The sequence below is a fragment of the Shuttleworthella sp. genome, from assembly GCF_057251025.1.
The window spans coordinates 16874-40914 of sequence record NZ_DBHIDN010000009.1 but is presented as its reverse complement, the minus strand read 5'-3'; the positions used below and the strand labels follow the sequence as shown (position 1 = coordinate 40914).

Below are 24041 nucleotides of genomic sequence, written 5' to 3'. Positions count from 1 at the left end.
CGGGAAAGAACGGTTCGAGAAAGAACAGATTGACAGAGAAGGGTTCCCTGAGCAAGTCTTCAGGGAAACCGGTTCAGGTCAAGCGGTTGAAGAGAAATCGCGCAGAGAAAACAGTCCGAGAGATGAGTCGGAGGAACCGCCGGGGAGGGCAGAACCGCTGCCCTCTGCGGATACGGATGAGGAGGGGCCGATGATGTGCAAGAGAGAAGAGGAGAGCTGGCTGGGCCTGTCTGTTTACCGGCTTGCCAAGCGGATTCGGGAGGAATTGAAGCGGGCGAACCGGGAGGATGGGATCCCGGAGGAGCTGGCCAAGTGCGGTTGGCTCTTAAGCCTGATTGCGGGGCGGAAGGGGGATGTCTATCAGAAAGATCTGGAGACCATGACCCCCCTGGCCAAGTCCACCATCACCGGGATGGTTCAGACCCTGGAGGGGGCGGGACTCCTGCAGAGGGTCTCGGTTGAGCGGGATGCGCGTCTGAAGAAAATGATTCTGACCGAGAAGGGACAGGACTTCCAGAAGAGGTCCGATGAACATTTTCTGAAGCTGGAGCGCAGATTGAAGGGACAGATCAAGCAGAGCGACCTGGATTGCTTTATCCGGGTCCTTCGTCAGATGAATAGGAATTTCGAGGAGGAGTCATGATCAGGAAGTTAGCGGGACAGGTGAAAGAGTATAGGGGCGCTTCCATAGTCACCCCCCTCTTCATGCTCCTGGAGGTTGCCATGGAGATGATGATTCCCCTTGAGATGGGGAAGATCCTGGACCAGGGCGTCCAGGGGGGGAGCATGTCGGCGATCTTCTTCTACGGGGGAAGCATGATCCTCATGGCCCTGGTGGGACTTTTCGCGGGCTGTGGGGGCGGCAAGTACGGGGCAAGGGCCTCTGCCGGTTTTGCCCGCAATTTGAGGGAGGCCCTCTTTCGAAAGGTGCAGACCTTCTCCTTTGCCAATATTGACCACTTCTCCACGGCCTCCCTGGTCACGCGCATGACCACGGACGTCACCAACCTCCAGAACGCCTATCAGATGCTCCTGCAGATCGCAGTCCGGGCACCGGCCTCTATGATTGTTGCCATGATTATGGCCTTCTATATCAGCGCCAGGCTGGCCAGCATCTACCTGGTCATTGTCCTCCTTCTGGCCGGCCTGATGGCCCTGCTCATCTTCGTCGTACGAAGGCTCTTCACCCGGATCTTCCATGAGTATGACAATTTGAATGAGTCTGTCCAGGAGAATGTCACGGGAATCCGGGTGGTCAAGGCTTACGTCCGGGAGCGCACCCAAAAGGAGGTCTTCTCCAGGACCTCGAAGGCCCTGCGCAAGATGTTCGTCAGGGCGGAGTCTCTGATTGCAATCGGATCTCCGGCCATGTATCTGGCGGCCTACGGGTCCATCCTCCTGATCTCCTGGTTCGGCGCGCATATGATCGTCTCTTCGGAGCTTACAACCGGAGAACTGGTCAGTCTTCTTGCCTACTCCATGAACATTCTCATGTCTCTGATGATGCTCTCCTTCGTCTTCGTCATGATCACCATGTCCGTCGCCTCCGCAGAGCGCGTGACGGCCGTTCTTGACGAGGAGCCCGAGATCGTCAACCCAGAGGCCCCCCTCATGGAGGTCCCGAGCGGGGAGATCTGCTTCGACCATGTGAACTTCGCCTATAAGAAGGGGGCCGGTCACTTCGTCCTTTCCGACGTGAATTTCCGGATCGAGTCCGGGGAGACCATCGGGATCATGGGAGCGACCGGCTCTGCCAAGACCTCTCTTGTCAACCTGATTTCCCGCCTCTATGACGTGTCAGAGGGAAGTCTCCTGGTGGGCGGCCATGATGTCAGAGCCTATGATCTCAAGGTCCTGCGCGATGCCGTGTCCGTTGTTCTTCAGAACAATGTCCTCTTCACCGGGACAATCGCCGAGAACCTTCGCTGGGGGGATAAGAATGCCACGGAAGAGGACATCAGGAAGGCGGCAGGGATCGCCTGCGCGGACGAGTTCATTGACCGCTTTCCGGAGGGCTATGAGACCTTTATCGAGCAGGGAGGAACCAATGTCTCCGGCGGCCAGCGGCAGAGGCTCTGCATCGCCAGAGCTCTTCTGAAGAAGCCCCGGATTCTGATCCTGGACGACTCCACCTCGGCGGTCGATACCGCAACGGACGCCAGAATCCGCAAGGCCTTCCGGGAGGAACTCCCGGAGACAACCAAGATCATCATCTCCCAGCGGGTCTCCTCGGTCCTGGACGCCGACCGGGTGATGATTATGGATGACGGCAGAATCAATGCCTTCGACCGGCCGGAGAATCTCCTGAAGACCAATGAGATATTCCGCGATATCTATGAGGCGCAGACCGGGGGAGGAAACGGTGACTTCGATGAGAATGGAGGTGAGGACGCATGAATCAATCTAAGAGAGGCAGGAGAACCGCCGGGGCTAGCCGGGCCAATTTCGCGGTCCTGAAGCGCCTGGTCGGGCTTCTCTTTTCGGCCTACCCCTTCCACCTGGCGCTGGTGATCATGTGTATCTTTCTTGGCGTATTTGCCAATGTGCAGGGCAATCTCTTCATTCAGACCCTGATCGACAGCTATATTCTTCCCCTGACCAGGCAGGTATCCGCAGGACAGGCGGCGGATTTCGGGCCTCTTCTGGGAGCCATGCTCAGGGTGGCAGCTTTCTATGCTGTCGGCATCGGCGCGGTCCTGACCCAGGGCCTTTTGATGGCCAGGGTCACCCAGGGGATGATGGACAAGATCCGGCGGAAGCTCTTCTCGCACATGGAGGACCTGCCCATCCGTTATTTCGACAGCCACAGCCATGGCGACATCATGTCCATCTACACCAATGATGTGGACACCCTGCGGCAGATGATCTCCCAGGCCATTCCCCAGATCGTAAGCTCCACAGTCACAATTGTGGCGACCCTGATCTCCATGATCATCCTCTCCATCCCCCTGACCCTGGTCACCCTGGCCATGGTCGGCCTGATGCTCTTTATCACAGGCAGGCTGACCAGGCAGTCGGGCAAGTACTATGGGGCGCAGCAGAGAGACATCGCAGGGGTCAATGCCCACATTGAGGAGTATATGAGCGGCCAGAAGGTGGTTCAGATCTTCAACCACGAGCAGGCGTCCATTGACCGCTTTGTAGAGCTCAATGACAGTCTCTTTCACTCCGCGGACAATGCCAGGAAGTTCGCCAATATCATCATGCCCGTCAACGGACAGCTGGGGAATCTCTCCTATGTCCTGGTGGCAGTGGTCGGAGGATTCCTCGCGATGACGGGGCTTGCCGGCATGACCCTGGGGCGGCTTGCCTCTTTCCTGACCTTCAACCGGTCCTTCACCATGCCCATCAACCAGGTCTCCATGCAGATGAATTTCATTGTCATGGCCATGGCGGGGGCCAACCGCATCTTCGACATGCTGGATGAGGGCGAGGAGGAAGATGAGGGTTATGTCCGTCTGGTCAATGCCAGGGCGGATTCAGAGGGGAATCCGGTGGAGACCGCAGAGAGGACCGGCCGCTGGGCCTGGAAGCATTATCATCGGGAGCAGGGAAGCGTCAGCTATACCTGGCAGATGGGGCGGGTGACCTTCGACAAGGTGAACTTCGGCTATCTGCCGGACAAGCAGGTCCTCTACGACATCGACATGTATGCCGAAAAGGGACAGAAGCTGGCCTTCGTCGGAGCGACCGGAGCCGGGAAGACAACGATCTTAAACCTCCTGAATCGCTTCTACGATATCAGCGAGGGCAAGATTCGGATCGACGGCATTAATATCAATAAGATAAAGAAGGAGGACCTGCGCCATTCCATGGGCTATGTCCTCCAGGACACGCATCTATTTACGGGCAGTATTGCCGACAACATTCGTTTCGGCAAGCTGGACGCGAGTATGGAGGAGGTTGTCGCGGCGGCCAGGCTGGCCAATGCAGACGGCTTCATCCGCCGCTTGCCGGAGGCCTATGACACTGTGATTTCCGGGGACGGCGCCAATCTCTCCCAGGGGCAGAGACAGCTTCTGGCTATTGCGAGAGCGGCGATCTATAATCCCCCGGTTCTGGTCCTGGATGAGGCGACCTCTTCCATCGATACGCACACGGAGAAACTGGTCCAGAATGGCCTGGACGCCCTGATGCGGGGGCGGACTTCCTTTGTCATTGCGCATCGCCTGTCTACCATCAGGAATGCAGACTGTATCATGGTCATGGAGCAGGGGCATATCATAGAGCGGGGCAGCCATGAGGATCTGATCCGCCAGCAGGGCAAGTACTATCAGCTCTACACGGGGAAAATCGTCAATGATTGAGGCAAGGCAGAAGAGGAGAGACGGGATCTCTTTTATTTCCGGGAAATCTATGATACAGTGAACATGCATTCAAGAAAGAGAGGACCTGACCTATGAAGAAAATTTTGGCTCTTTTCATGGCATCGCTGACTCTGGTTTTTGCTCTCGCAGCATGCGGGCAGAAGGACATCTCAGGGGAATACACGGCGACCGTCAAGATGAGCGACATCAAAGGGACCGTCGAGAAGGCGCAAGATCCGGTCACAAAGGGCTTTATGGAGAACATCAACATCAGCCTGAAGATGACGCTGGACAAGAAGAACTTCACCGTCTCCTTAGACAGCGACAAGCTGATCAGTGATGTCAAGCAGTATGCGACAGACCACTTCGATGAGATTGTCGATGAGGCGCTCAAGCAGCAGAACCTGGACCGGAGTCAGATTACGGAGAGCCTGGTCAAGAGTGCCGGCTATGACAGCACCCAGGCCTTTTACGATGAGCTCAAGAATCAGATGCTTAAGGCCATGGAAGAGGCGATGCAGAAGGAGGTGACAAGCGGAATGAAGGTCAACTCCAAGGGAAGTTACAAGGTCTCCGGGGACAAGGTCACCTTCGTCACAAGCGGCTCCAAGCTGGGACTGGATAAGGGGCAGATCAACAAGGACGGAAGCATCACCATCAAGGTGTCAGACAGCAGTCTGAAGATCGATCACATCGATTTTGTCAAGAATAAGTAAGAGATGGCAAGGACGGTGCCGGATGACGGCCTGTCCGACCCGGATCCAGGGGAAGAGCCCCGCGCGAAGGCGCGGGGCTCTTCTAATTCCGGCCAGGGGGAGCTCCAGGGGAGGCAAAGGAGCGGATCAGACGTGCAGAAAAAGGATCTGCGGAGGCGGAGAAAATAGGCTACAATAGACCGAGAAATCAGACAGAGAAGCGGAGGAGGTCTTCATGTATATCATAGCCGGACTGGGAAATCCGGGGGAGAAATACAGGCACACCCGGCACAATGCGGGATTTGACACCATCGACCGACTGGCAGACCGCTACCGGATTCCCCTGAACGAGATCAAATTCGAGGCGGTCTTCGGCAGGGGCCTCATCGAAGGAATCCCGGTTCTTCTAGTCAAGCCGACGACCTATATGAACGACTCAGGCCGGTCCCTGCAGGCAATGATGCATTTTTACAAGCTGGATCCGGAAGAAGACCTCCTTGTGATCTCAGATGATGTGACATTGGACTGCGGCGTCATTCGGGTGAGAAGGAAGGGGTCTGCCGGCGGCCACAACGGATTAAAGAGCATCATTGCCTGCCTGGGGACAGACGACTTTCCGAGAGTCCGCATCGGTGTGGGCAAGCTTCCGGTCCGGGGGGATATGATCTCGCACGTTCTGGGAAGAGTCCGTCCCGACGAGAGAGAAGCCCTGGCCCGGGGGGAGGAGCATGCAGAGGAGGCCGCTGTTATGATCGCTCTTGGACAGATATCGGAGGCGATGAACCGATACAATGGGATGCGGCCGACCGGGTCGCATCCGATGAACGATTAAGGGAATGATGCCATGAAGGAATGAGAGAAGACATGCGAGCATTTACAGAGCCCTTTGAGAGACTGGAAGACATGCGGGAACTTCGCCGAAGTTTACGGGCCGGCGGAGCTTTTTATGATGTCTATGGGTGCCTTGATCCGGCCAGAGCCCATCTGATCTATGGCTTGGGGGAGGCCTATCCCGTCCGCCTTGTCGTCTGCCGGGACGAGAAGAGGGCCGGGAAGCTGGCCGAGGAATTGGAATTCTTCATGGACCGGGTCCTCTACTATCCGGCCAAGGACCTCCTCTTCTATCAGTCCGATATCCGGTCCAACGTCTTGACGCGCCGGCGACTGCAGGTGGTAGAGGCCCTGCGGGAGGGGCAGGAGGCCGTCATCGTGACGACCTGGTCCGCGCTCATGAACAAGCTCCCCCCTCTGTCCTCTTATGATCAGAAGGTCATCCGGGTCTCACAGGGGGAGATCATGCCGGTGGACCGGTGGCGGAGGGCCTTGATCGGGATCGGCTACGAGCCGGTAGCCAGGGTGGAGCACCCGGGGGAGTTTGCCATTCGGGGCGGAATCATCGATGTCTTCTCCCTGACGGATGACGACCCCATCCGCATTGAGCTCTGGGATGACGAGCTGGACACCATCCGTCCCTTTGACCCGGAAAGCCAGGTCTCCTACGCGGACAGAGACCCGATCAAGACCACGCACATTGTGCCCTCTGCGGAAGTTGTTCTGTCCGCAGAGGAGGTCCGCCGGGGACTGGAGGCCATCCGGGCAGACGCGGACCGAATCGGCCAGCGGTATCGAGAGGATTTTCGGACAGAAGAGGCCGCTCGCATCCGCGCGGCTGCAGACCAGATCTCAGAGGAGGTACAAGGGGGCTTCGGCAGCCAGCAGATCGAATCCCATCTGACCTATTTCACAGACGAGACGGTATCCCTGATTGACTATATTCCGCCGGAGGGGATCTTCTTCCTGGATGATTTCCGCCAGCTAACGGAGTCAGGCCGGGTCATTACGGAGGAGTTCACCGATTCTATGGCGCACCGGCTGGAGTCGGGCTATGTTCTGCCCGGCCAGCTCACGATGCTCTATGACAATGCCGATCTTCTGGCCAAGCTGCGGGGAAGGCGGGGGATCCTTCTCTCTGCTCTGGAGGGCCAGGGAGAGGAATTGGGCGTCAGAAAACATGTGGAGATCCGCATGGGACAGGGAGCGGTCTACCATAACGCCTATGCGCTTTTACTCAAAGACCTGCGCAGATACAAGAAAAACCATGACAAAGTGATCTATGTCGGGAATTCCAGGACGAGGGCTCACCGCCTGGCGGATGATCTTCTCCAGGAGAATCTCAATGTCTTCTACACCGAGGATCCGGAGCATGCCGTCCAGGAGTCGGAGATTATGGTTACGATCGGATGCCTGTCAGAGGGCTATGTCCTGACGGACGCCAAGTTCGTCCTCCTGACGGAGCAGGACCTCTTCGGCGGGCGGAGACGGCGCCCAAAACACCGGAAGAGGCATTACGAGGGAGAGGCGATTGCCTCCTTTTCCCAGCTGAAGGAGGGGGACTATGTGGTTCACGAGAACCACGGCCTTGGAATCTACCGCGGGATGGAGAAGATCGAAGTGGATCAGGTCATGAAGGACTATATCAAGATCGAGTACGCCAATTCCGGGATTCTCTATATTCTGGCCAGCCAGCTGGACCTCCTGCAAAAGTATGCCGGACCCGAGGCCAGGAGACCTAAACTCAACAGTCTTGGGGGTGCGGAATGGACCAGGACCAAGTCCAGGGTCAAGCGGGCCGTGGAGTCTGTGGCCAGAGAATTGGTGGAGCTCTATGCCGTCCGCCAGAAGGACAAGGGCTTCTGCTACGGACCGGATACCGTGTGGCAGCAGGAGTTCGAGGAGGCCTTCGCCTATGAGGAGACCGAGGGCCAATTGGAGGCCATAGAGGCGGTCAAGAGGGATATGGAGAGTCCCAAGATCATGGACCGCCTGATCTGTGGAGACGTGGGATTCGGGAAGACGGAGATCGCTCTTCGAGCCGCCTTCAAGGCGGTTCAGGAGGGCAAGCAGGTGGTCTACCTGGCCCCAACGACCATTCTGGCCCAGCAGCACTACGACACCTTCACCAGTCGCATGGCTTCCTATCCGGTCAAAGTGGGCCTGCTCTGCCGATTTCGGTCCAGGAGTCAGCAGGAAGAGACCGTAAGGGAGCTTGCGAGCGGCCGGATGGATATCGTCATCGGAACCCACCGGGTCCTGTCCAAGGATGTGTCCTTTTCAAATCTGGGCCTCCTCATCATTGATGAGGAGCAGCGCTTTGGGGTTCGGCACAAGGAGAAGATCAAGCAGATGAAGCGGAATGTGGATGTCCTCAGTTTGTCCGCGACGCCCATCCCCAGAACCCTGCACATGAGCTTGGTTGGAATCCGCGATATGAGTATCCTGGATGAGCCTCCCATGGACCGGACTCCGATCCAGACCTTCGTCTTCGAGCACAATGAGGAAATGATCCGGGAGGCGGTCTTAAGGGAGATGGCCAGGGGAGGCCAGGTCTATTATGTCTATAACCGGATTGCCCAGATCGCCGATATGGCGGCCCGCCTGCAGCAACTTCTTCCGGAGGCCAATGTCGCCTATGCCCACGGGAGAATGTCGCAGACGCGACTGGAGAACATCATGGTGGAATTCATTGACGGAGACATCGACCTCCTGGTCTCCACCACCATTATTGAAATCGGTCTGGACATCTCCAATGTCAACACCATCATCATTGACGATGCGGACAATATGGGCCTCTCTCAGCTCTATCAGCTGCGGGGGAGAGTGGGGCGGAGCAACCGCACTGCCTATGCCTTCTTCATGTACCGAAAAGGCAAGATCTTAAAAGAAGTGGCGGAGAAACGGCTGGCAGCCATCAAGGAATTCTCGGACCTTGGCAGCGGCTTTAAGATCGCCATGCGGGATCTGGAGATCCGCGGGGCCGGAAATGTCCTGGGAGAGAGCCAGTCCGGACATATGGAGTCCGTGGGCTACGACCTCTACTGCAAGATGCTCGCGGAGGCGGTCCGCCACGAAAAGGGAGAGGAGATCTATGAGCCCTTCGAGACTACCGTGGACCTGGCCATGGACGCCTACCTGCCTGAGTCCTATGTGCCGGACTCAAGCCAGCGGATGGAGATCTACAAGCGGATTGCCGACATTCGCAGTCAGGAGGAGCACGACGTCATGTTGGAAGAGCTGATCGACCGCTTCGGAGAACCAGGGCGACCGGTCCAGAATCTGCTCTGGATCGCCCTCTTTAAGGCCGAAGCCCACAGGGCCTGGATCAGAGAGGTCAAACAGAAGGAGCGGAAGCTGACCCTGACCCTCTTTGGCAGGGCCCCGATCAATCCCGCAGTGATTCCACAGCTGATCAGCCGCTATCAGCCTTATCTGTGCTTTGCGGCAGATCCCGAAGCCCCACGGCTGGAACTTGATTTCGGAAAGAATGCAAGGTTTGAGACCAGGCAGATTCCAGACGCCCTGCGCAGCTTCGTGGAGGAGTTTCGGGAGCTGGCTGTGGAGAGGGAGGCCTAAGGGCAGAGGCAGGGAGAACCGCTATCTTGTCTGTCCGGCGACAGACGACTATAATAAGAACATTAAGTCATGCGAAGAAGGCGGGGCGCGCCCGCAGATCATAGGAGAATGGGGATGAAGAAGACAGTAACTTCCCTGGCAGCCTTGGGGCTGGCGGGAGCGATTCTGATGACCGGCTGCGGAATCAATGCCAAGGCCAGCTTGATCAAGGTCAATCAGGGGGACCCCGTGACACTCGGCTACGGCAACTTCGTTGCCCGGCTCCTCCAGGCTCAGTACGACACCAGCTATCGCAGCTACTACGGAGACAGTTACTGGTCGGCGAATGTCTCGGGCAAGACCCTTGAGCAGCAGGTCAAGGAGAATGTCATCAGCTCCCTGAAGGACCAGTATGTCGCCCGCCGGCATGCGGCGGACTACAATATCAGCATCAGCGAGGAAGAGGCCAAGAAGATCAACGAGGCCGCTGACAAATTCCTGTCCTCCAACTCCGAGGAAGCGATCAAACAGCTGGGTGCCGACAGGGCCTATGTCGTCCGCTTCTTTGAGGATCAGTACTATTACCACTATGTAGAGCAGGCCCTGGAGGGGCAGGCGGATGCGACGGTCAGTGACGATGAGGCCGGACAGAAGAAGTTCTCCTATGTGAGATTCGCCTTCTCATCCCAGGACGCTTCCACCGGCAAGACCAGCAATCTGACGGACGAGCAGAAGGCGGAACTCCTCAAGCAGGCCAGGACTCTGTCCGGGTCTGCGGATTTCGATACAACGGCAAAGCAGCTCAAGCAGACGGTCCAGACCGGCAACTACGGGAAGAGCGACCTGGGGGACAGCTCCTATAAGCTGCCGCAGGCCCTGCTCACAGAATTGGAGAAAATGCAGGTCGGCAAGGTCTCGGATGTGATCACGGTTGACAATGACGGCTACTATGTCTTGCGGCTGGACAGCCTGTCCGATCCGGACGCTACGGCCGCCAAGAAGAAGAGCCTGGAGACCAAGAAGAAGACCGACCACGCCAAGGAGGTCTTCAAGCAGTGGGAGAACGAGGCCGGAATGACCGTTGATGATGCGGCCTGGAGCAAGGTCAAGTTCAACAGCCTCTTCCAGACCAAGGGGCAGAAGCTTAAGACGCAGGGGACCGGCAGCAGCAAGTCCGGATCTTGACAGTGATTGCTTGCACTCACTATAATTGTGTATTTAGAGTGAACTTTGTACACATGGATGAGTGCAAAGCCCTTCCGCTGTGCGCGCGGCGTTGAGAAGACGGCGATATAGAGGTGTGGAGAGTATGGATCAATATGTAATTCGAGGCGGGGCTGCCCTGCACGGCGAAGTGGACATTTCCGGCGCCAAGAATGCGGCTCTGGCGATCCTGGCGGCAGCCATTATGACGGATGAGACGGTCCGCATCGAGAACCTCCCCGATGTTCACGACGTCGCGGTCATGAATGCGGCGATGGAGGACATCGGAGTCAAGATCAACCGCATTGACAGACACACGGTTGAGATTACCGCAGACCGGGTCAATCGTCTGACGGTGGACTACGAGTACATCAAGAAGATTCGCGCCTCTTACTATCTCCTGGGCTCTCTCCTGGGCCGGTTCAAGGAGGCTGAGGTCGCGCTCCCCGGCGGCTGCGATATCGGGAGTCGTCCGATTGATTTGCATATCAAGGGCTTTCGCGCCATGGGGGCGGAATGCGAGGTCAGCTACGGCCTGATGGGAGCGAAGGCGGACCATCTTGTGGGCGCGCATATCTTCATGGATAAGGTATCTGTCGGAGCCAGCATCAACGTCATGATGGCGGCTGCCATGGCAGAGGGAAAGACCGTCATTGAGAATGCCGCCAAAGAACCTCACGTGGTCGATGTCGCCAACTTCTTAAACAGCATGGGGGCGAATATCCGCGGAGCCGGAACGGATGTGATTCGCATCCGGGGCGTTGAGAGGTTGCACGGAACGACTTATTCCGTTATCCCGGACCAGATCGAGGCGGGGAGCTTCATGTGCGCGGCGGCGGCGACCCACGGGGATATCACGGTGAAAAATGTCACGCCCAAGCACCTGGAGGCGACCAGCGCCAAGCTTATGGAGGCCGGCTGCGAGATCGTCGAGTACGATGATGCGGTCCGGGTCATCGCCAAGAGCCCTCTGACGCCCACCTCTGTGACGACTCTTCCCTATCCCGGTTTTCCGACGGATATGCAGCCGCAGATGACAGTGGTTCTGGCTTTGGCTTCTGGGACTTCTACCGTGACAGAGACCATCTTCGAGAACCGTTTTCGCTATGTGGATGAATTGTCTCGCATGGGAGCCTCGATCCAGGTGGAGGGGAATATCGCTATCATCCGCGGGGTGGGCCGCTTTACCGGGGCCAGGATCGCCGCTCCGGACCTGCGCGCCGGCGCAGCCCTTGTCATTGCGGGTCTGGCGGCGGACGGTATCACAACGGTGGATGACATCCATTTCATTCAAAGAGGCTATGAGAGCTTCGACCAGAAGCTGCGGGGGCTGGGAGCCCGCATTGAGTGCGTCTCCGGCGAGGAGGCCCTGCGCGAGTTTACAGCCAATGCCGGCTGAATATACAGTTTCGAGCGAATGTATGCCCGCCTGTCAGAACGGTTGACAGGCGGGCATTTTCTAATGTAATTTAGTAGCCGTCAGGGGTCATTGTGATCCCCTATATTCCGACCTGTGGGAAGGAGAAAAGCCATAGCTCGATTTATGAGCGGAAAGGAAATCATGGAGAGAAGAATTTTTACTTCCGAGTCAGTAACTGAGGGGCATCCGGATAAGGTCTGTGATGCCGTATCCGATGCCATCCTGGACGCCTGCATGGCCCAGGATCCTATGAGCCGTGTCGCCTGCGAGACCGCAGCCTGCACCGGATTTATCCTGGTGACAGGAGAGATTACAACGAAGGCCAAGCTGGATATTCCGGCGATTGTGAGAGAGACGGTCAATGAGATCGGCTATAATGACGGAAAAACCGGCTTCGACGGCAACACCTGTGCGGTCTTTGTCGCCTTAGACCGGCAGTCCGAGGACATCGCAATGGGAGTTGACCGGGCGCTTGAGGCCAAGGAGGGTAGCCTGACCGACAATCTGGATACCGGAGCCGGAGACCAGGGAATGATGTTCGGATACGCCTCGAACGAGACGGAAGAGTATATGCCTTATCCCATTGAACTCGCCCACAAGCTGGCGCTTCAGCTGACCAAGGTCCGCAAGGAGGGAATCCTCCCCTACCTTCGCCCGGACGGCAAGAGCCAGGTCTCCGTCGAATATGACGAGGAGGGCAGGCCTGCCCGCCTGGACGCCCTGGTCCTCTCCACACAGCATGATGAAAATGTTAGCCAGGAGCAGATTCACGAGGACATCAAGAAGTATGTCTTCGATCCTGTCATCCCAAGGGAGATGGTCGATGAGAGAACCAAGTACTTCATCAATCCCACCGGCCGCTTTGTCATCGGGGGACCCCACGGGGATGCCGGTCTGACGGGGCGGAAGATCATCGTCGATACCTATGGCGGAATGGCCCGGCACGGGGGCGGAGCCTTCTCCGGCAAGGACTGCACCAAGGTGGACCGGTCCGCAGCTTATGCGGCCCGCTATGTGGCCAAGAACATCGTTGCGGCGGGACTGGCAGACCGGTGCGAGATCCAGCTCAGCTATGCCATCGGTGTCGCAGAACCCACTTCCATCAATGTGGATACCTTCGGCACCGGCAAGATCTCGGATGAGAAGTTGATTGCCCTGATCCGCGATCACTTTGACCTGCGTCCGGCCGGAATCATTCAGATGCTGGACCTGCGCCGGCCCATCTATCGATCCACCGCCGCCTACGGACATTTCGGCAGAAGAGACGTCTCCCTTCCCTGGGAGGCCCTGGACAAGGTGGATGTTCTGAGAAAAGCCCTTTGACTGTACGGATATAGTATAATGAAAGCCGCAAGCTCTGCTTGCGGCTTTTGTATTGTGACACATGATTTATGACAGCGGCGCGGCCACTCCAAGAGAGCCTTCCGGAGATCGGAGGCTCGGCCCGGGCCGGGGAGAGGATGATGAATTTTCGCAAGCGACTGATTATTTCCTTCGCCATTGTCATTGTGGTGCCCATTCTTCTGGCTATTCTCCTGCTCTATGGGGCCCGCTTTCTGGACCGGGGAGAAGAACAGGGGCTGGTGACAGATTCCATGCAGATCATGAACCGCTACTCCAAGAAGGCCTATGAGACCATTCTGGGGCAGGTGAAGACCGAGCCCTCAGCCCTTCTCAACCCGGCCTATCTGCAGAAGGAGAATGAGGACTTAGAGAAGATCTATACCAGCCTTCTGGTCTCCTATCAGGGACGGGTCTATTTCAACGGCCTGCCGGAGAACAGCAATCTGGATCCGGAACACCTGCCCTCCTTCGGGACAGGCGCCAGGGATGCCAACAGCTTCACCTATCTGGAGCAAGACGCCTCCGCCATTGTCCGCCAGATCGACTTCTACACCACGGACGGGGCGGTTGGGAGCATCTACCTGCTGACTTTGGCCCGGGGAGACCTGCCGGAGGCCAAGCGACTGGTGATCCAGTACATCCTGGCGGTCCTTGCCATCCTGCTCCTGACGGCAGTCTTCCTGACCGCCTGGATCTATTCGGGCATGGTTCCCAAGGTCCGAAAACTGACCGAGGCGGCCGAGAATATCCGGGAGGGGAACCTGGACTTCAAGATCGAGATGGAGGGAAACGACGAGTTTGCCCAGCTGGGGACTGCCTTCGAGGACATGCGGGCCCGCCTGGAGGACTCCTCCAGGCAGAAACTCAAGAACGAGAAAGAGCAGCTGGCCCTGATCTCCAATATAGCCCACGATTTAAAGACCCCGATCACAGCCATCCGGGGCTATGCGGAGGGGATTTTGGATGGAATCGCAAGGACCAAGGAGAAGCAGGAGGCCTATGTGCGGACGATCTACAACAAGGCGGGAGAGATGGACCGGCTGATCAATGAGCTGACCACCTACACCAAGATCGACACAAGCAGCATCCCCTATAACTTCCGGCATATGAGCGCAAGAGCCTATTTCGACGACTGCGCCGAGGAGCTTGCGGTGGAGCTGTCCAACCAGCAGATCCGCCTTGGCTATGTCAATCATCTGCCGGAGGAGACGGAGGTCATCGCTGATCCGGAGCAGCTTCGGAGGGTGATCTCCAATATCATCGGGAACTCCGTCAAGTACATGGGGCACGCCGATGGGCAGATCAGTATCTTAGTCAAGGATGTGGGCGATTTCGTCCAGGTGGAGATGGAGGATAACGGACAGGGGATTACGGCGGACGACCTGCCATATATCTTCGACCGGACCTTCCGGGCCGACGCCTCCCGCAATTCCGATACCGGGGGAAGCGGGATCGGGCTGGCTGTCGTCAAGAAAATCATTGAGGATCACGGGGGCAAGGTCTGGGCGAGATCAACCCCGGGCAAGGGAACCGGGATCTATTTTGTCCTGCGCAAGTATCGGGAAGAGGGAGTCAAATGAGCAAAGTGTTGATTATTGAAGATGAGCGGTCTATTGCAGAACTCGAGAAGGACTATCTGGAGCTGAGTGAGTTCACCGTCGATATCGAGACGGACGGGGAGGCCGGACTCAAGAGGGCCCTGGAGGGGGACTACGATATCTTCGTCCTGGACCTCATGCTGCCGGGTGTGGACGGATTTGAAATCTGCCAGAAGATCCGCGAGGTCAAGGACACCCCCATCCTCATGGTTTCTGCCCGCAAGGACGACATTGACAAGATTCGGGGGCTGGGGCTGGGGGCAGACGATTATGTGACCAAGCCCTTCTCTCCCTCGGAACTTGTGGCCAGAGTCAAGGCTCACCTGGCCCGTTACTCCCGTCTGGTGGGGACTTCTCCCGCGCAAAATGACTGCCTGGAAATCCGCGGCCTAAGGATTGACAAGTCCGACCGGCGGGTGTGGATCAACGGTGAGGAGAGGACCTTTACAGCCAAGGAGTATGAGCTGCTCCTCTTCTTGGCTGAGCATCCCAACCATGTATTCTCCAAGGATGAACTCTTCCGGGAGATCTGGAACATGAGCTCCAACGGAGAGGTTGCCACCGTGACGGTGCATATCAAGCGGATCCGGGAGAAGATCGAGATGGATTCCTCCAAGCCCCAGTATATTGAGACGATCTGGGGTGTCGGCTACCGGTTTAGGGTCTGAGATAGCAATTAAGGGAAGGCGGGGAAGATGGCCAGGAAATTATACATATCGGATTGTCACTTCTTCCACAGGTCCCTGCTTGAATCCATGGATCAGAGACCCTTTTCGGATCTGGACCAGATGCACGCCTATATGATCCGCCGGTGGAACTCCGCCGTCGGCCCCAGGGATGAGGTCTACATTCTGGGAGACTTCTCATACGGCAAGGCCCCTGAGACGATGGAGATCTTAGACCGGCTCAGGGGGCGCCTGCACCTGATCATCGGGAACCACGACCGCTGGTTCCGGAAACTGGACCAAGACCACGCATCCCGCTTCGTCTGGGCGGCCCCCTATCGGGAGATCCGCGATGACGGGAGGCACGTCATCCTCTCTCACTACCCCATCTTCTGCTATAATGGCCAGTACCATATGGCCGGGGACGGGTCCTCCAATGTCTACATGCTCTACGGACATGTGCATGACAGCCGGGATGAGCGGCTGGTCCATTATTTCATCCAAAAGACCCGGCAGATGGAGGTCAGAGGGAGGACGGGACCGGTTCGAAGGCTGCCCTGCCAGATGATCAATACCTTCTGTATGTTCAGCGACTATGAGCCCAAGAGCCTGTCCGACTGGATCGCGATTGACGCAAACCGGAGGGCGGCCCTGGACCGGGAAACGGCCGATATGGACCGCCTGCTCCATCCGGATTGGGACCGGGATTCGAGGAAGAGAACTGATGCAAACAGACATTCTATATGAGGATAAGGACCTCCTGGTCTGCTATAAACCGGCGGGGCTGGCCGTTCAGACGGCCTCCCTGACCCAAGCGGACCTGGTCTCGGAGCTTAAGAACTATCGAAAGAGCAGGGGGGAGGCCTGCTACATTGGCCTGATCAGCCGGCTGGACCAGCCGGTGGAGGGCCTTGTGCCGGTAGCCAAGACCCCTCTTGCGGCGGGGAGACTGGAAGGGGACCAGGCCCTGGGGCAGATAGAGAAATACTATCTGGCGGTGACCCAGGGCCTGCCGGAGGGGCCTGCCTGTCGGCGCAAGGGAACGAAGCTAAGCCAGCTCACAGACGGAAGGAGGATCCTCCTGGAGGAGTATATGCTGCCCCCATCAAGAGGACAGGTCGCCCGCCTTGTGGCGGAGAAAAGCAAGGGGGCCAGGAGGGCACGCCTCTGGTATGAGGTCCTGGATGTGAAGAAGGATGAGAGAGGACGGCAGCTGGCCCTGGTCAAGATCCGCCTCCTGACCGGGAGACGGCATCAGATCCGCCTGCAGCTCTCGGGGCTTGGGAGCCCCATCCTGGGGGACAGCAAATACGGGGCAGAAGGAAATGGACAGCCCCTGGCCCTCTGCGCCTACCGCCTGGCCCTGCGTCATCCGGAAGGGGGAGAGCGGCTGACCTGGCAGATCAAGCCCAGGGGCGCGGCCTTCGGGAGCTTTGCCGGCGCAATCGAGGCAGAAGGAAATGGGGAGTGGGACCTATGAAGCTATATATTATCCGCCATGGACAGACCGATATGAACGTCCTGCACCGGATGCAGGGCAGGACAGATACCAGGCTTAACGACAAGGGGAGGCGGCAGGCCATAGCCGCGGCGGACTTTCTCAAGAAGGAGAACATCGTCCCGGACCGGATCATCGTAAGCCCCTTAGACCGGGCCAGGGAGACGGCGGAGCTGATTTCCGGCAAGGCCAGAGACCGCCAGGAGCCGGACGATCGGATCATCGAGATGTGCTTTGGCAAGGCGGAGGGAAAGCCGAATGAGGAGCTCTCCGAGGGCTTCTACGAGTCCTTCTTCCGCACGGTCGTCGACTATGAACCTCCGGAGGGAGCCGAGAGCTTCGAGGCCCTTTTCTCCCGCATTGCGGATTTCGTGGAGGACCTGCGGAGCCAGTATGTGGTCGGGGACCGAGCCCATGGGCAGGAGTCCGGGGGCCGGTCAGAGGATCCGACCATCTTCGTCGTCTCCCACGGGGCTGCTCTGCACGCTCTTCTGGCCTATGTGGGTCATGTATCCCGGGGGGACTTCTGGAAGATTGATGTCAACAACTGCGCGGTCTTTAGGGTCTTTCTCTCTGACCGCAAGCGGCCGGCAGACGGGAAGCCGGGGAGCGCCTATGAGGATTCTTTTCGGCCGGTCTTCCAGGGGTTCGGACACGGGCACTATCTCAATGCCAAGGAGGCGGAGTGAGAGCGCGTCCGAGAAGAGCGCGTCCGGGAGGAACCCGATTGACAGACCGTGGACCATTTCCTAGAATGATGCAGTGAATGCCCCTGAGAGAGGGGCTTGTGAGGAGAATACTATGGCTAAGGATAAGAAGTTTGTCGAGGAGATCACACCCAGGAGCGAGGATTTTGCCCAGTGGTACACCGATGTGGTGAAGAAGGCGGAGCTGATGCAGTACTCCTCGCTCAAGGGATTTATGATCTATAAGCCGCTCGGCTATGCCATCTGGGAGAATATCCAGAAGAATATGGACGCCATGTTCAAGGAGACCGGGGTTGAGAATGTCTACATGCCCCTGTTGATCCCGGAGAGCCTCCTGGATAAGGAGGCCGACCATGTGGAGGGATTTGCCCCCGAGGTCGCCTGGGTGACCAAGGGAGGGACCCAGGACCTGCAGGAGCGGCTGGCCATTCGCCCCACCTCCGAGACCCTCTTCTGCGACCTCTATGCGACCATTGTTCAGTCTTACCGGGACCTGCCCAAGGTCTACAACCAGTGGTGCTCCGTCGTCCGCTGGGAGAAGACGACCCGTCCCTTCCTCAGGTCCTCCGAGTTCCTCTGGCAGGAGGGGCATACGGCCCACGCGACGGCAGAGGAGGCGGAGGAGAGAACCATCCGGATGCTGAACCTCTATGCGGAATTCTGTGAGACCTATCTGGCAATTCCCGTGGTCAAGGGGCGCAAGACCGACAAGGAGAAATTCGCCGGGGCAGAGGCCACCTATACCATCGAGACCCTCATGCACGACGGCAAGGCCCTGCAGTCAGGGACCTCCCACAATTTCGGAGACGGCTTCGCCAGAGCGTACGGAATCCAGTACACCGACCAGAAGAATCAGCTGCAGTATGTCCACCAGACTTCCTGGGGCGTGTCCACCCGCCTGATCGGAGCCATCATCATGGTGCACGGCGACGATTCCGGCCTGGTTCTTCCCCCCCGTATTGCCCCCACACAGATCGTGATCGTGCCTGTGATGCAGCAGAAGGAAGGGGTTCTTGCCAAGGCCAATGAGCTGAGAGACCGGTTGAAGGAGGCCGGATTCTCCGTCAAGATCGATGACAGTGATAAGACGCCGGGCTGGAAGTTCGCCGAGGCGGAGATGAGGGGAATCCCCCTGCGCATTGAGGTTGGCCCCAAGGACATCGAGAAGAACCAGCTTGTCATGGTGCGACGCGACAACCGGGAGAAGGAATTCGTCCCCATGGACCGGCTGGTCGAGGCGGCGGGGCGGATCCTGGCCCGGGAGCAGAGCGACATGTTCGACCGGGCCAAGAGCTTCCTGGACAGCCATATTTCAGATGCGCACAGCTACGAGGAGTTCACAGACGCGATCGAGAACAAGCCGGGATTTGTCCGCGCCATGTGGTGCGGCGATGCGGCCTGCGAGGACAAAATCAAGGAAGATACCACGGCGACCAGCCGCTGCATGCCCTTTGGCGAAGAGGCTATTGACGGCAAATGCGTCTGCTGCGGCAAGCCTGCGCACAAGCTGGTCTACTGGGGCAAGGCATATTGATGATGAGTGGATACGAGATGAAATTGGATCTGCCGGCTTCGGTCCGGCAGATCCTTCATACTTTGGAGGAGGCGGGCTACGAGGCCTATACCGTCGGAGGCTGCGTCAGAGATTCGGTTCTGGGACGGACGCCCGCTGACTGGGATATCACCAGCGCGGCAAGGCCCGAGGAGGTCAAGGCCCTCTTCCCCCATACCATTGACACGGGGATCCGGCACGGAACCGTGACGGTCATGCGGGACCACGTCGGCTATGAGATCACAACCTACCGGGTCGACGGAGAATATCTGGACGGCCGCCATCCAAGAGAGGTCCTCTTTACCCCAAGCCTTGCCGAGGACTTGAAGCGGAGGGACTTCACCATTAACGCCATGGCCTATCATCCCAAGCGGGGGCTGGTGGACCTCTTTGGCGGGATCAAGGACTTGAGGCGGGGCCTGGTCCGCTGTGTGGGAGACCCTCACCAGCGCTTCCGGGAGGATGCCCTCCGCATGCTCCGGGCGGTCCGCTTTGCGGCCCAGCTGGGCTTTCAGCTGGATAAGGATACGGCGGATGCGATCCGGGACCTGGCTCCAAGCCTGGCCAGGGTCTCCGCAGAGCGCATTCAGGTGGAACTGGTCAAGACGATTTGCTCCGACCATCCGGAGTATCTGGAGCTGGCCTATGAGCTGGGGCTTACGGCCGTCTTCCTGCCGGAGTTCGACGCCTGCATGAGGACGCCCCAGAACACCCCCCACCATTTCACCGATGTGGGACGGCACAGTCTGCTGGTTATGCAGAAGGTGTCCAATGACCGCATCCTTCGCCTGGCCGCCCTCCTCCATGACATCGCAAAGCCCGTCTGCAGGACGACGGATGCGCAGGGGGTGGACCACTTCAAGGGTCATCCCGCAGAGGGAGCCCGGATGGCCGGGCAGATTCTGGAGCGCCTGCGCTTTGACAAGGAGACGATTGACCGGGTGGTGCAGCTGGTCCGAGCCCATGATGAGCGGCCCGAAGCGAACCTACGGTCTGTCCGCCGGGCCATGGTCCGGGTCGGCGACAAGGCCTTCCCCGGGCTCTTCGAACTGAAGCGGGCGGATATGCTGGCACAGAGCGATTACGGCCGCAGAGAAAAGCTGGCGCAGATTGACGACTTTGCCCGTCTCCGAGAGGAGATCTTGGCGAGGAAGGACGCCCTTGCGGTAGGGGATCTGATGATCAGCGGGAGAGACCTTCTGGCTATGGGGGTGCCCCAGGGACGGCTTGTGGGAGAGATTCTCAGGGCCCTTCTTCTGGAGGTGCTTGAGGATCCGGACCGCAACCGGCCGGACTATTTGCGAAGACGAAGCGGAGAAATTTTCGCGAATTTGCAGAAAGGCCTGTAAAACAGGGCTTTTTCTTGACAAGGAAAATGAAATCCATTATAAAGGGTTTATACGATTCGGGGGAGAACCCAAGTGGAATCGACGTTATTAATATAGTAGGAGGAAAAAAATGAACAAGACTGAGTTAGTTGCAGCAATCGCTGAGCAGGCCGATCTGTCCAAGAAGGACGCAGAGGCAGCTCTGAAGGCTTTCACCGATGTTGTATCTAAGAGCCTCAAGAAGGGCGAGAAGATTCAGCTGGTAGGCTTCGGGACCTTCGAGGTTACCAAGAGATCCGCCAGAACCGGACGCAATCCCCAGACCGGCAAGACCATGAAGATTGCTGCTTCCAAGGCTCCTAAGTTCAAGGCCGGCAAGGCTCTTAAGGATGCTGTGAACAAGTAATTTCAGAATCAAGCGATTTGGAAAGAGGCTGTGAAAACTATTTCATGGCCTCTTCTTTCGTGTGAGAATCAAGGAGGCCGGCCCCGGGCGATGGCGCACGGGTGCGGACCGGCGGGAGACCGGCACAGACGGAGAAGGAGCAGAGCGATGCGGCTGGACAAGTTTCTTAAGGTTTCAAGGTTGATCAAGCGCAGAACGGTGGCCAATGAGGCCTGCGATGCCGGAAGAGTGCTTGTGAACGGCAGGGTGGCCAAGGCCTCCGGTCGGGTCGCGGCGGGCGATACCATCGAGATCGCCTTTGGCAACCGGACCGTTAAGGTCCGCGTCTTGGACATTCAGGACACAAGCAAGAAGGAGGAGGCCAAGGACCTCTTTGAATATCTGTAACTTGCAAAATAGGACCGGCGCGTCTATCATGAACCTAATTCAGGATCGCTCCATCGGGGCTGTCCGGCAGGAAAGTCAGAGCGGGGAATTGTTGTATGAATGAAGAGAGCAGGCCGAGGAAGAAGGGAACAAAGCCGGAGGCGAGAAGGGAGACCAGACGGCGGCGCGCGGTCTTCACCCTGGTGACGGTCGTCTTCGCCGCCGCTATGCTTGTGCAGCTGACCCGGCTCTACCAGAAGCAGAAGCTCTACAGGGAGAAGGCCGCGGTCTATCAGAAGGAGCTGAAGCAGCAGGAGGAGCTCGCTAAGGAGCTCGAGGATGAGGTCAATTACACGATGACGGATGCCTATGCGGAGCATGAGGCCCAGAGCAAGCTGGGCATGGTTCATCCCAATGAGATTATTTTCCGCGAGAAGAAATAGGAAATGGGGACTCGGCAGGACATTGTCGGGTCCTTTCTTGTAGCAGATCAGATGGAAAATGAAGACGGCACAGGAGGAGGAAGACGGCAGTGGAGAATTTCGAAGAGAGGGTCTGGGCTTATGCGGCAGGAGAAGCCATGCTGGCTCCCGGAGACCGTCTCCTCCTGGCAGTCTCCGGAGGGGCGGATTCCGTCGCCCTCATGCGTCTGGCCCTGATCTGGAGTCGGAAGCATGGGCTTGAGCTTGAGGCCCTGCATGTTGAGCACGGGCTGCGGGGCAGGGAGAGCCTGGAGGACGCTGCCTGGGTCAGGAGCCTGTGCGGCAAGTACCAGCTGGAATGCAGGATGGTATCGGTGGACGTTCGGGCTCTGGCGCAGGCAGAGGGGCGGTCTGAGGAGGAGGCAGCCCGGATTCTTCGCTACCGGGCCCTGGAAGAGGAGGCGGACCGCCTGGGCGGGGCGAAAATAGCCCTGGCCCATAATGCCAATGACCAGGCCGAGACCCTGCTCTTTCACCTGGCCCGGGGGAGCGGACTGGATGGGTTGGCGGGGATGCCGGCCAAGCGGGGGAATATCATCCGCCCCCTTCTCGCCACGCCGAGAGCAGAGATCGAGGCCTGGCTCGGTCAGCTGGGACAGGATTGGCGGAGAGACCGGACCAACGAGGAGGATGTCTACAGCAGGAACCGGATACGCCATCGGGTCCTCCCCCATCTCCTGGAGGAGAACCGGCGGGCCCTGGAGCACATCCTGAGGACGGCTGAGATTGCAAGAGAGGCATCGGCCCATATCCGGCAAGAGGCGGAGGGAGCACTCTCCAAGTACCTCTTGTCCGCTGACGGGCAGGGGGGAGGATCGGAGCGGCTGCTTCCCCGGCCGGCAGCAATAAGCCTCTCCCTGGCCCTGGGGGAAGAGGACCTCTTTCTGCAGAAGGAAGTCCTCCGCCTGGCCCTGCAGAGGGCGGCCGGCAGAAAGAAGGACCTGGGCTATGAGCATATGCAGGCCCTTCTCGCCCTCCTGCGGGCACAGGTGGGAAAGCAGCTGGACCTGCCACATGACCTGCTTGTCGTCCGAGGCTATGAGAGCCTGCAGTTTTTCAAGAAGGAGGATGCGGAAAGCCGCACCCCCATGGGTGAGGAGGGGGGAGACCCCTCTGAGGGCGGGGGAGATTTTATCCCGGGAGACCTCAGTCCGGGCGATGGCGGAGTGATTGCCCTTGGAAGGGACCGCTACCGCTACCGCCTGCGGGAGACGGCTGAGACGGAGGTTCGGGAGCCCGTGCCCTATACGAAGACATTTGATTATGATAAAATCAGATCTACTCTGAGAATCCGCCTCAGACAGGCCGGCGACCGCATTTGCATTGACGCGGCCGGTCACAGGAAGAGCCTGAAGCGGTTTATGATCGATCAGAAGATCCCGGCGGGACTAAGAGATTCCTGCCCTCTTCTTGCGGACGGGGCAGAGGTCGTCTGGCTGATCGGCTACAGACAGAGTCAGGCCTATCGGGTAGCGGCGGGCACGAGGAGAATCTTAGAGATTAGGAGAATGGAAGATGAGCGAGAAGATCAGAGTGATGCTTACGGAGGAAGAACTTGACAAGAGGATCAGAGAGCTGGGCGCTCAGATCAGCAGGGACTTTGACGGCAGAGAAATATTTCTGGTCTGCATCTTAAAGGGAGCGTCTTTCTTCGCCTGTGAGCTTGCCAAGCGCATCAAAGTCCCGGTTGTCATCGACTTTATGTCCACCTCCAGTTACGGCGCCGGCACGGTCAGCTCGGGAAATGTCGTCATAAAAAGAGGCCTGGACTTAGATCCTGCGGGAAGAGATGTCCTGATCGTGGAGGACATCATTGATTCCGGCAATACCTTCCGCTTCCTGCTCGATTGGTTCAAGGACAAGGGGGCGGCGAGCGTACATACCTGCTGCCTGCTGGACAAGCCTGACCGGCGCGAGGTACAGGTGGACGTCGATTACACCGGTTTTGTCATTCCCGATGATTTCGTGGTCGGCTATGGCCTCGACTATGATCAGAAGTACCGCAACCTCCCCTACATCGGGGTGGTTGAACTGGACGGTTAAGTCTGCTGCGAAGCGACCGGGCCTGACCCCAGCGGGCG

The 24041-nt window shown here is 58.1% G+C and carries 21 protein-coding genes; all 21 read left to right on the top strand.

Features of this window, described 5'->3' with window-relative positions:
- Positions 1-190: 190 nt before the first annotated feature.
- The 21 genes from ACO5R6_RS03765 (at position 191) to hpt (ending at position 24003) form a co-directional block, all read left to right on the top strand.
- Entirely contained in the window at positions 191-643 is a 453-nt protein-coding gene (locus ACO5R6_RS03765) for a MarR family winged helix-turn-helix transcriptional regulator (RefSeq protein ID WP_485625856.1), read from the top strand.
- Positions 640-2397 carry an ABC transporter ATP-binding protein gene (locus tag ACO5R6_RS03760; protein WP_485625855.1) on the top strand — a complete coding sequence of 586 codons (1758 nt, stop codon included), beginning with the start codon at positions 640-642 and terminating at the stop codon, positions 2395-2397. The genes ACO5R6_RS03765 and ACO5R6_RS03760 overlap by 4 nt, the downstream gene beginning before the upstream one ends.
- Positions 2394-4307 carry an ABC transporter ATP-binding protein gene (locus tag ACO5R6_RS03755; RefSeq protein ID WP_485625854.1) on the top strand — a complete coding sequence of 638 codons (1914 nt, stop codon included), beginning with the start codon at positions 2394-2396 and terminating at the stop codon, positions 4305-4307. Before ACO5R6_RS03760 ends, ACO5R6_RS03755 begins: the two co-directional genes overlap by 4 nt.
- 92 nt (positions 4308-4399) lie before the next feature.
- A complete protein-coding gene (locus tag ACO5R6_RS03750) occupies positions 4400-5023 on the top strand; it encodes an LptM family lipoprotein (RefSeq protein ID WP_485625853.1) in 624 nt (207 codons plus the stop codon).
- A 214-nt stretch (positions 5024-5237) separates the two neighbouring features.
- Positions 5238-5834, top strand: coding sequence for an aminoacyl-tRNA hydrolase (pth, locus tag ACO5R6_RS03745; protein ID WP_485625852.1), 597 nt, complete (start codon positions 5238-5240; stop codon positions 5832-5834).
- Positions 5835-5866: 32 nt separating this feature from the next.
- Positions 5867-9412 (top strand): transcription-repair coupling factor, encoded by a 3546-nt coding sequence (mfd, locus tag ACO5R6_RS03740; protein WP_485625851.1) that lies wholly within the window; start codon positions 5867-5869, stop codon positions 9410-9412.
- 114 nt (positions 9413-9526) lie between these two features.
- Positions 9527-10576: a peptidyl-prolyl cis-trans isomerase gene (locus tag ACO5R6_RS03735; protein WP_485625850.1), complete on the top strand. Its 1050-nt coding sequence runs from the start codon at positions 9527-9529 to the stop codon at positions 10574-10576.
- A gap of 124 nt (positions 10577-10700) precedes the next feature.
- Positions 10701-11993 carry a UDP-N-acetylglucosamine 1-carboxyvinyltransferase gene (locus ACO5R6_RS03730; RefSeq protein WP_485625849.1) on the top strand — a complete coding sequence of 431 codons (1293 nt, stop codon included), beginning with the start codon at positions 10701-10703 and terminating at the stop codon, positions 11991-11993.
- A gap of 162 nt (positions 11994-12155) precedes the next feature.
- Entirely contained in the window at positions 12156-13337 is a 1182-nt protein-coding gene (metK, locus tag ACO5R6_RS03725) for a methionine adenosyltransferase (RefSeq protein WP_485625848.1), read from the top strand.
- 140 nt (positions 13338-13477) lie between these two features.
- Entirely contained in the window at positions 13478-14938 is a 1461-nt protein-coding gene (locus ACO5R6_RS03720; RefSeq protein ID WP_485625847.1) for a sensor histidine kinase, read from the top strand.
- Positions 14935-15624: a response regulator transcription factor gene (locus tag ACO5R6_RS03715; protein WP_485625846.1), complete on the top strand. Its 690-nt coding sequence runs from the start codon at positions 14935-14937 to the stop codon at positions 15622-15624. The genes ACO5R6_RS03720 and ACO5R6_RS03715 overlap by 4 nt, the downstream gene beginning before the upstream one ends.
- A 27-nt stretch (positions 15625-15651) precedes the next feature.
- Positions 15652-16368 (top strand): metallophosphoesterase family protein, encoded by a 717-nt coding sequence (locus tag ACO5R6_RS03710; RefSeq protein ID WP_485625845.1) that lies wholly within the window; start codon positions 15652-15654, stop codon positions 16366-16368.
- Positions 16346-17101: an RluA family pseudouridine synthase gene (locus ACO5R6_RS03705; RefSeq protein ID WP_485625844.1), complete on the top strand. Its 756-nt coding sequence runs from the start codon at positions 16346-16348 to the stop codon at positions 17099-17101. The genes ACO5R6_RS03710 and ACO5R6_RS03705 overlap by 23 nt, the downstream gene beginning before the upstream one ends.
- Positions 17098-17808, top strand: coding sequence for a histidine phosphatase family protein (locus tag ACO5R6_RS03700; RefSeq protein WP_485625843.1), 711 nt, complete (start codon positions 17098-17100; stop codon positions 17806-17808). Before ACO5R6_RS03705 ends, ACO5R6_RS03700 begins: the two co-directional genes overlap by 4 nt.
- A 112-nt stretch (positions 17809-17920) precedes the next feature.
- Positions 17921-19360, top strand: coding sequence for a proline--tRNA ligase (gene proS, locus ACO5R6_RS03695; RefSeq protein ID WP_485625842.1), 1440 nt, complete (start codon positions 17921-17923; stop codon positions 19358-19360).
- Positions 19361-19377: 17 nt separating this feature from the next.
- The gene (locus ACO5R6_RS03690) at positions 19378-20727 is read left to right on the top strand and encodes a CCA tRNA nucleotidyltransferase (protein ID WP_485625841.1); all 1350 of its coding nucleotides are present in this window, start codon (positions 19378-19380) and stop codon (positions 20725-20727) included.
- Between the two features lie 109 nt (positions 20728-20836).
- Complete coding sequence (locus ACO5R6_RS03685) at positions 20837-21112, top strand: HU family DNA-binding protein (protein ID WP_485625840.1); 276 nt, start codon at positions 20837-20839, stop codon at positions 21110-21112.
- Between the two features lie 147 nt (positions 21113-21259).
- Positions 21260-21499: an RNA-binding S4 domain-containing protein gene (locus ACO5R6_RS03680; RefSeq protein WP_485625876.1), complete on the top strand. Its 240-nt coding sequence runs from the start codon at positions 21260-21262 to the stop codon at positions 21497-21499.
- A gap of 95 nt (positions 21500-21594) precedes the next feature.
- Positions 21595-21921: an FtsB family cell division protein gene (locus ACO5R6_RS03675; RefSeq protein WP_485625839.1), complete on the top strand. Its 327-nt coding sequence runs from the start codon at positions 21595-21597 to the stop codon at positions 21919-21921.
- Between the two features lie 89 nt (positions 21922-22010).
- Positions 22011-23519, top strand: a complete 1509-nt coding sequence (gene tilS / locus ACO5R6_RS03670; RefSeq protein WP_485625838.1) for a tRNA lysidine(34) synthetase TilS — start codon at positions 22011-22013, stop codon at positions 23517-23519.
- Positions 23476-24003 carry a hypoxanthine phosphoribosyltransferase gene (gene hpt / locus ACO5R6_RS03665; RefSeq protein WP_485625837.1) on the top strand — a complete coding sequence of 176 codons (528 nt, stop codon included), beginning with the start codon at positions 23476-23478 and terminating at the stop codon, positions 24001-24003. Before tilS ends, hpt begins: the two co-directional genes overlap by 44 nt.
- The last annotated feature ends 38 nt before the right edge of the window (positions 24004-24041 follow it).

Excerpts from the sequence above, each read along its gene's own strand:
- ACO5R6_RS03680 (WP_485625876.1), top strand. The coding sequence starts at position 21,260 with ATGCGGCTGGACAAGTTTCTTAAGGTTTCAAGGTTGATCAAGCGCAGA.
- hpt (WP_485625837.1), top strand. The coding sequence starts at position 23,476 with ATGAGCGAGAAGATCAGAGTGATGCTTACGGAGGAAGAACTTGACAAG.
- ACO5R6_RS03765 (WP_485625856.1), top strand. The coding sequence starts at position 191 with ATGATGTGCAAGAGAGAAGAGGAGAGCTGGCTGGGCCTGTCTGTTTAC.
- metK (WP_485625848.1), top strand. The coding sequence starts at position 12,156 with ATGGAGAGAAGAATTTTTACTTCCGAGTCAGTAACTGAGGGGCATCCG.
- ACO5R6_RS03755 (WP_485625854.1), top strand. The coding sequence starts at position 2,394 with ATGAATCAATCTAAGAGAGGCAGGAGAACCGCCGGGGCTAGCCGGGCC.
- proS (WP_485625842.1), top strand. The coding sequence starts at position 17,921 with ATGGCTAAGGATAAGAAGTTTGTCGAGGAGATCACACCCAGGAGCGAG.
- ACO5R6_RS03690 (WP_485625841.1), top strand. The coding sequence starts at position 19,378 with ATGAAATTGGATCTGCCGGCTTCGGTCCGGCAGATCCTTCATACTTTG.
- mfd (WP_485625851.1), top strand. The coding sequence starts at position 5,867 with ATGCGAGCATTTACAGAGCCCTTTGAGAGACTGGAAGACATGCGGGAA.
- ACO5R6_RS03710 (WP_485625845.1), top strand. The coding sequence starts at position 15,652 with ATGGCCAGGAAATTATACATATCGGATTGTCACTTCTTCCACAGGTCC.
- ACO5R6_RS03750 (WP_485625853.1), top strand. The coding sequence starts at position 4,400 with ATGAAGAAAATTTTGGCTCTTTTCATGGCATCGCTGACTCTGGTTTTT.
- ACO5R6_RS03700 (WP_485625843.1), top strand. The coding sequence starts at position 17,098 with ATGAAGCTATATATTATCCGCCATGGACAGACCGATATGAACGTCCTG.
- ACO5R6_RS03735 (WP_485625850.1), top strand. The coding sequence starts at position 9,527 with ATGAAGAAGACAGTAACTTCCCTGGCAGCCTTGGGGCTGGCGGGAGCG.
- ACO5R6_RS03760 (WP_485625855.1), top strand. The coding sequence starts at position 640 with ATGATCAGGAAGTTAGCGGGACAGGTGAAAGAGTATAGGGGCGCTTCC.
- ACO5R6_RS03675 (WP_485625839.1), top strand. The coding sequence starts at position 21,595 with ATGAATGAAGAGAGCAGGCCGAGGAAGAAGGGAACAAAGCCGGAGGCG.
- ACO5R6_RS03720 (WP_485625847.1), top strand. The coding sequence starts at position 13,478 with ATGAATTTTCGCAAGCGACTGATTATTTCCTTCGCCATTGTCATTGTG.
- ACO5R6_RS03730 (WP_485625849.1), top strand. The coding sequence starts at position 10,701 with ATGGATCAATATGTAATTCGAGGCGGGGCTGCCCTGCACGGCGAAGTG.
- ACO5R6_RS03685 (WP_485625840.1), top strand. The coding sequence starts at position 20,837 with ATGAACAAGACTGAGTTAGTTGCAGCAATCGCTGAGCAGGCCGATCTG.
- pth (WP_485625852.1), top strand. The coding sequence starts at position 5,238 with ATGTATATCATAGCCGGACTGGGAAATCCGGGGGAGAAATACAGGCAC.
- ACO5R6_RS03715 (WP_485625846.1), top strand. The coding sequence starts at position 14,935 with ATGAGCAAAGTGTTGATTATTGAAGATGAGCGGTCTATTGCAGAACTC.
- ACO5R6_RS03705 (WP_485625844.1), top strand. The coding sequence starts at position 16,346 with ATGCAAACAGACATTCTATATGAGGATAAGGACCTCCTGGTCTGCTAT.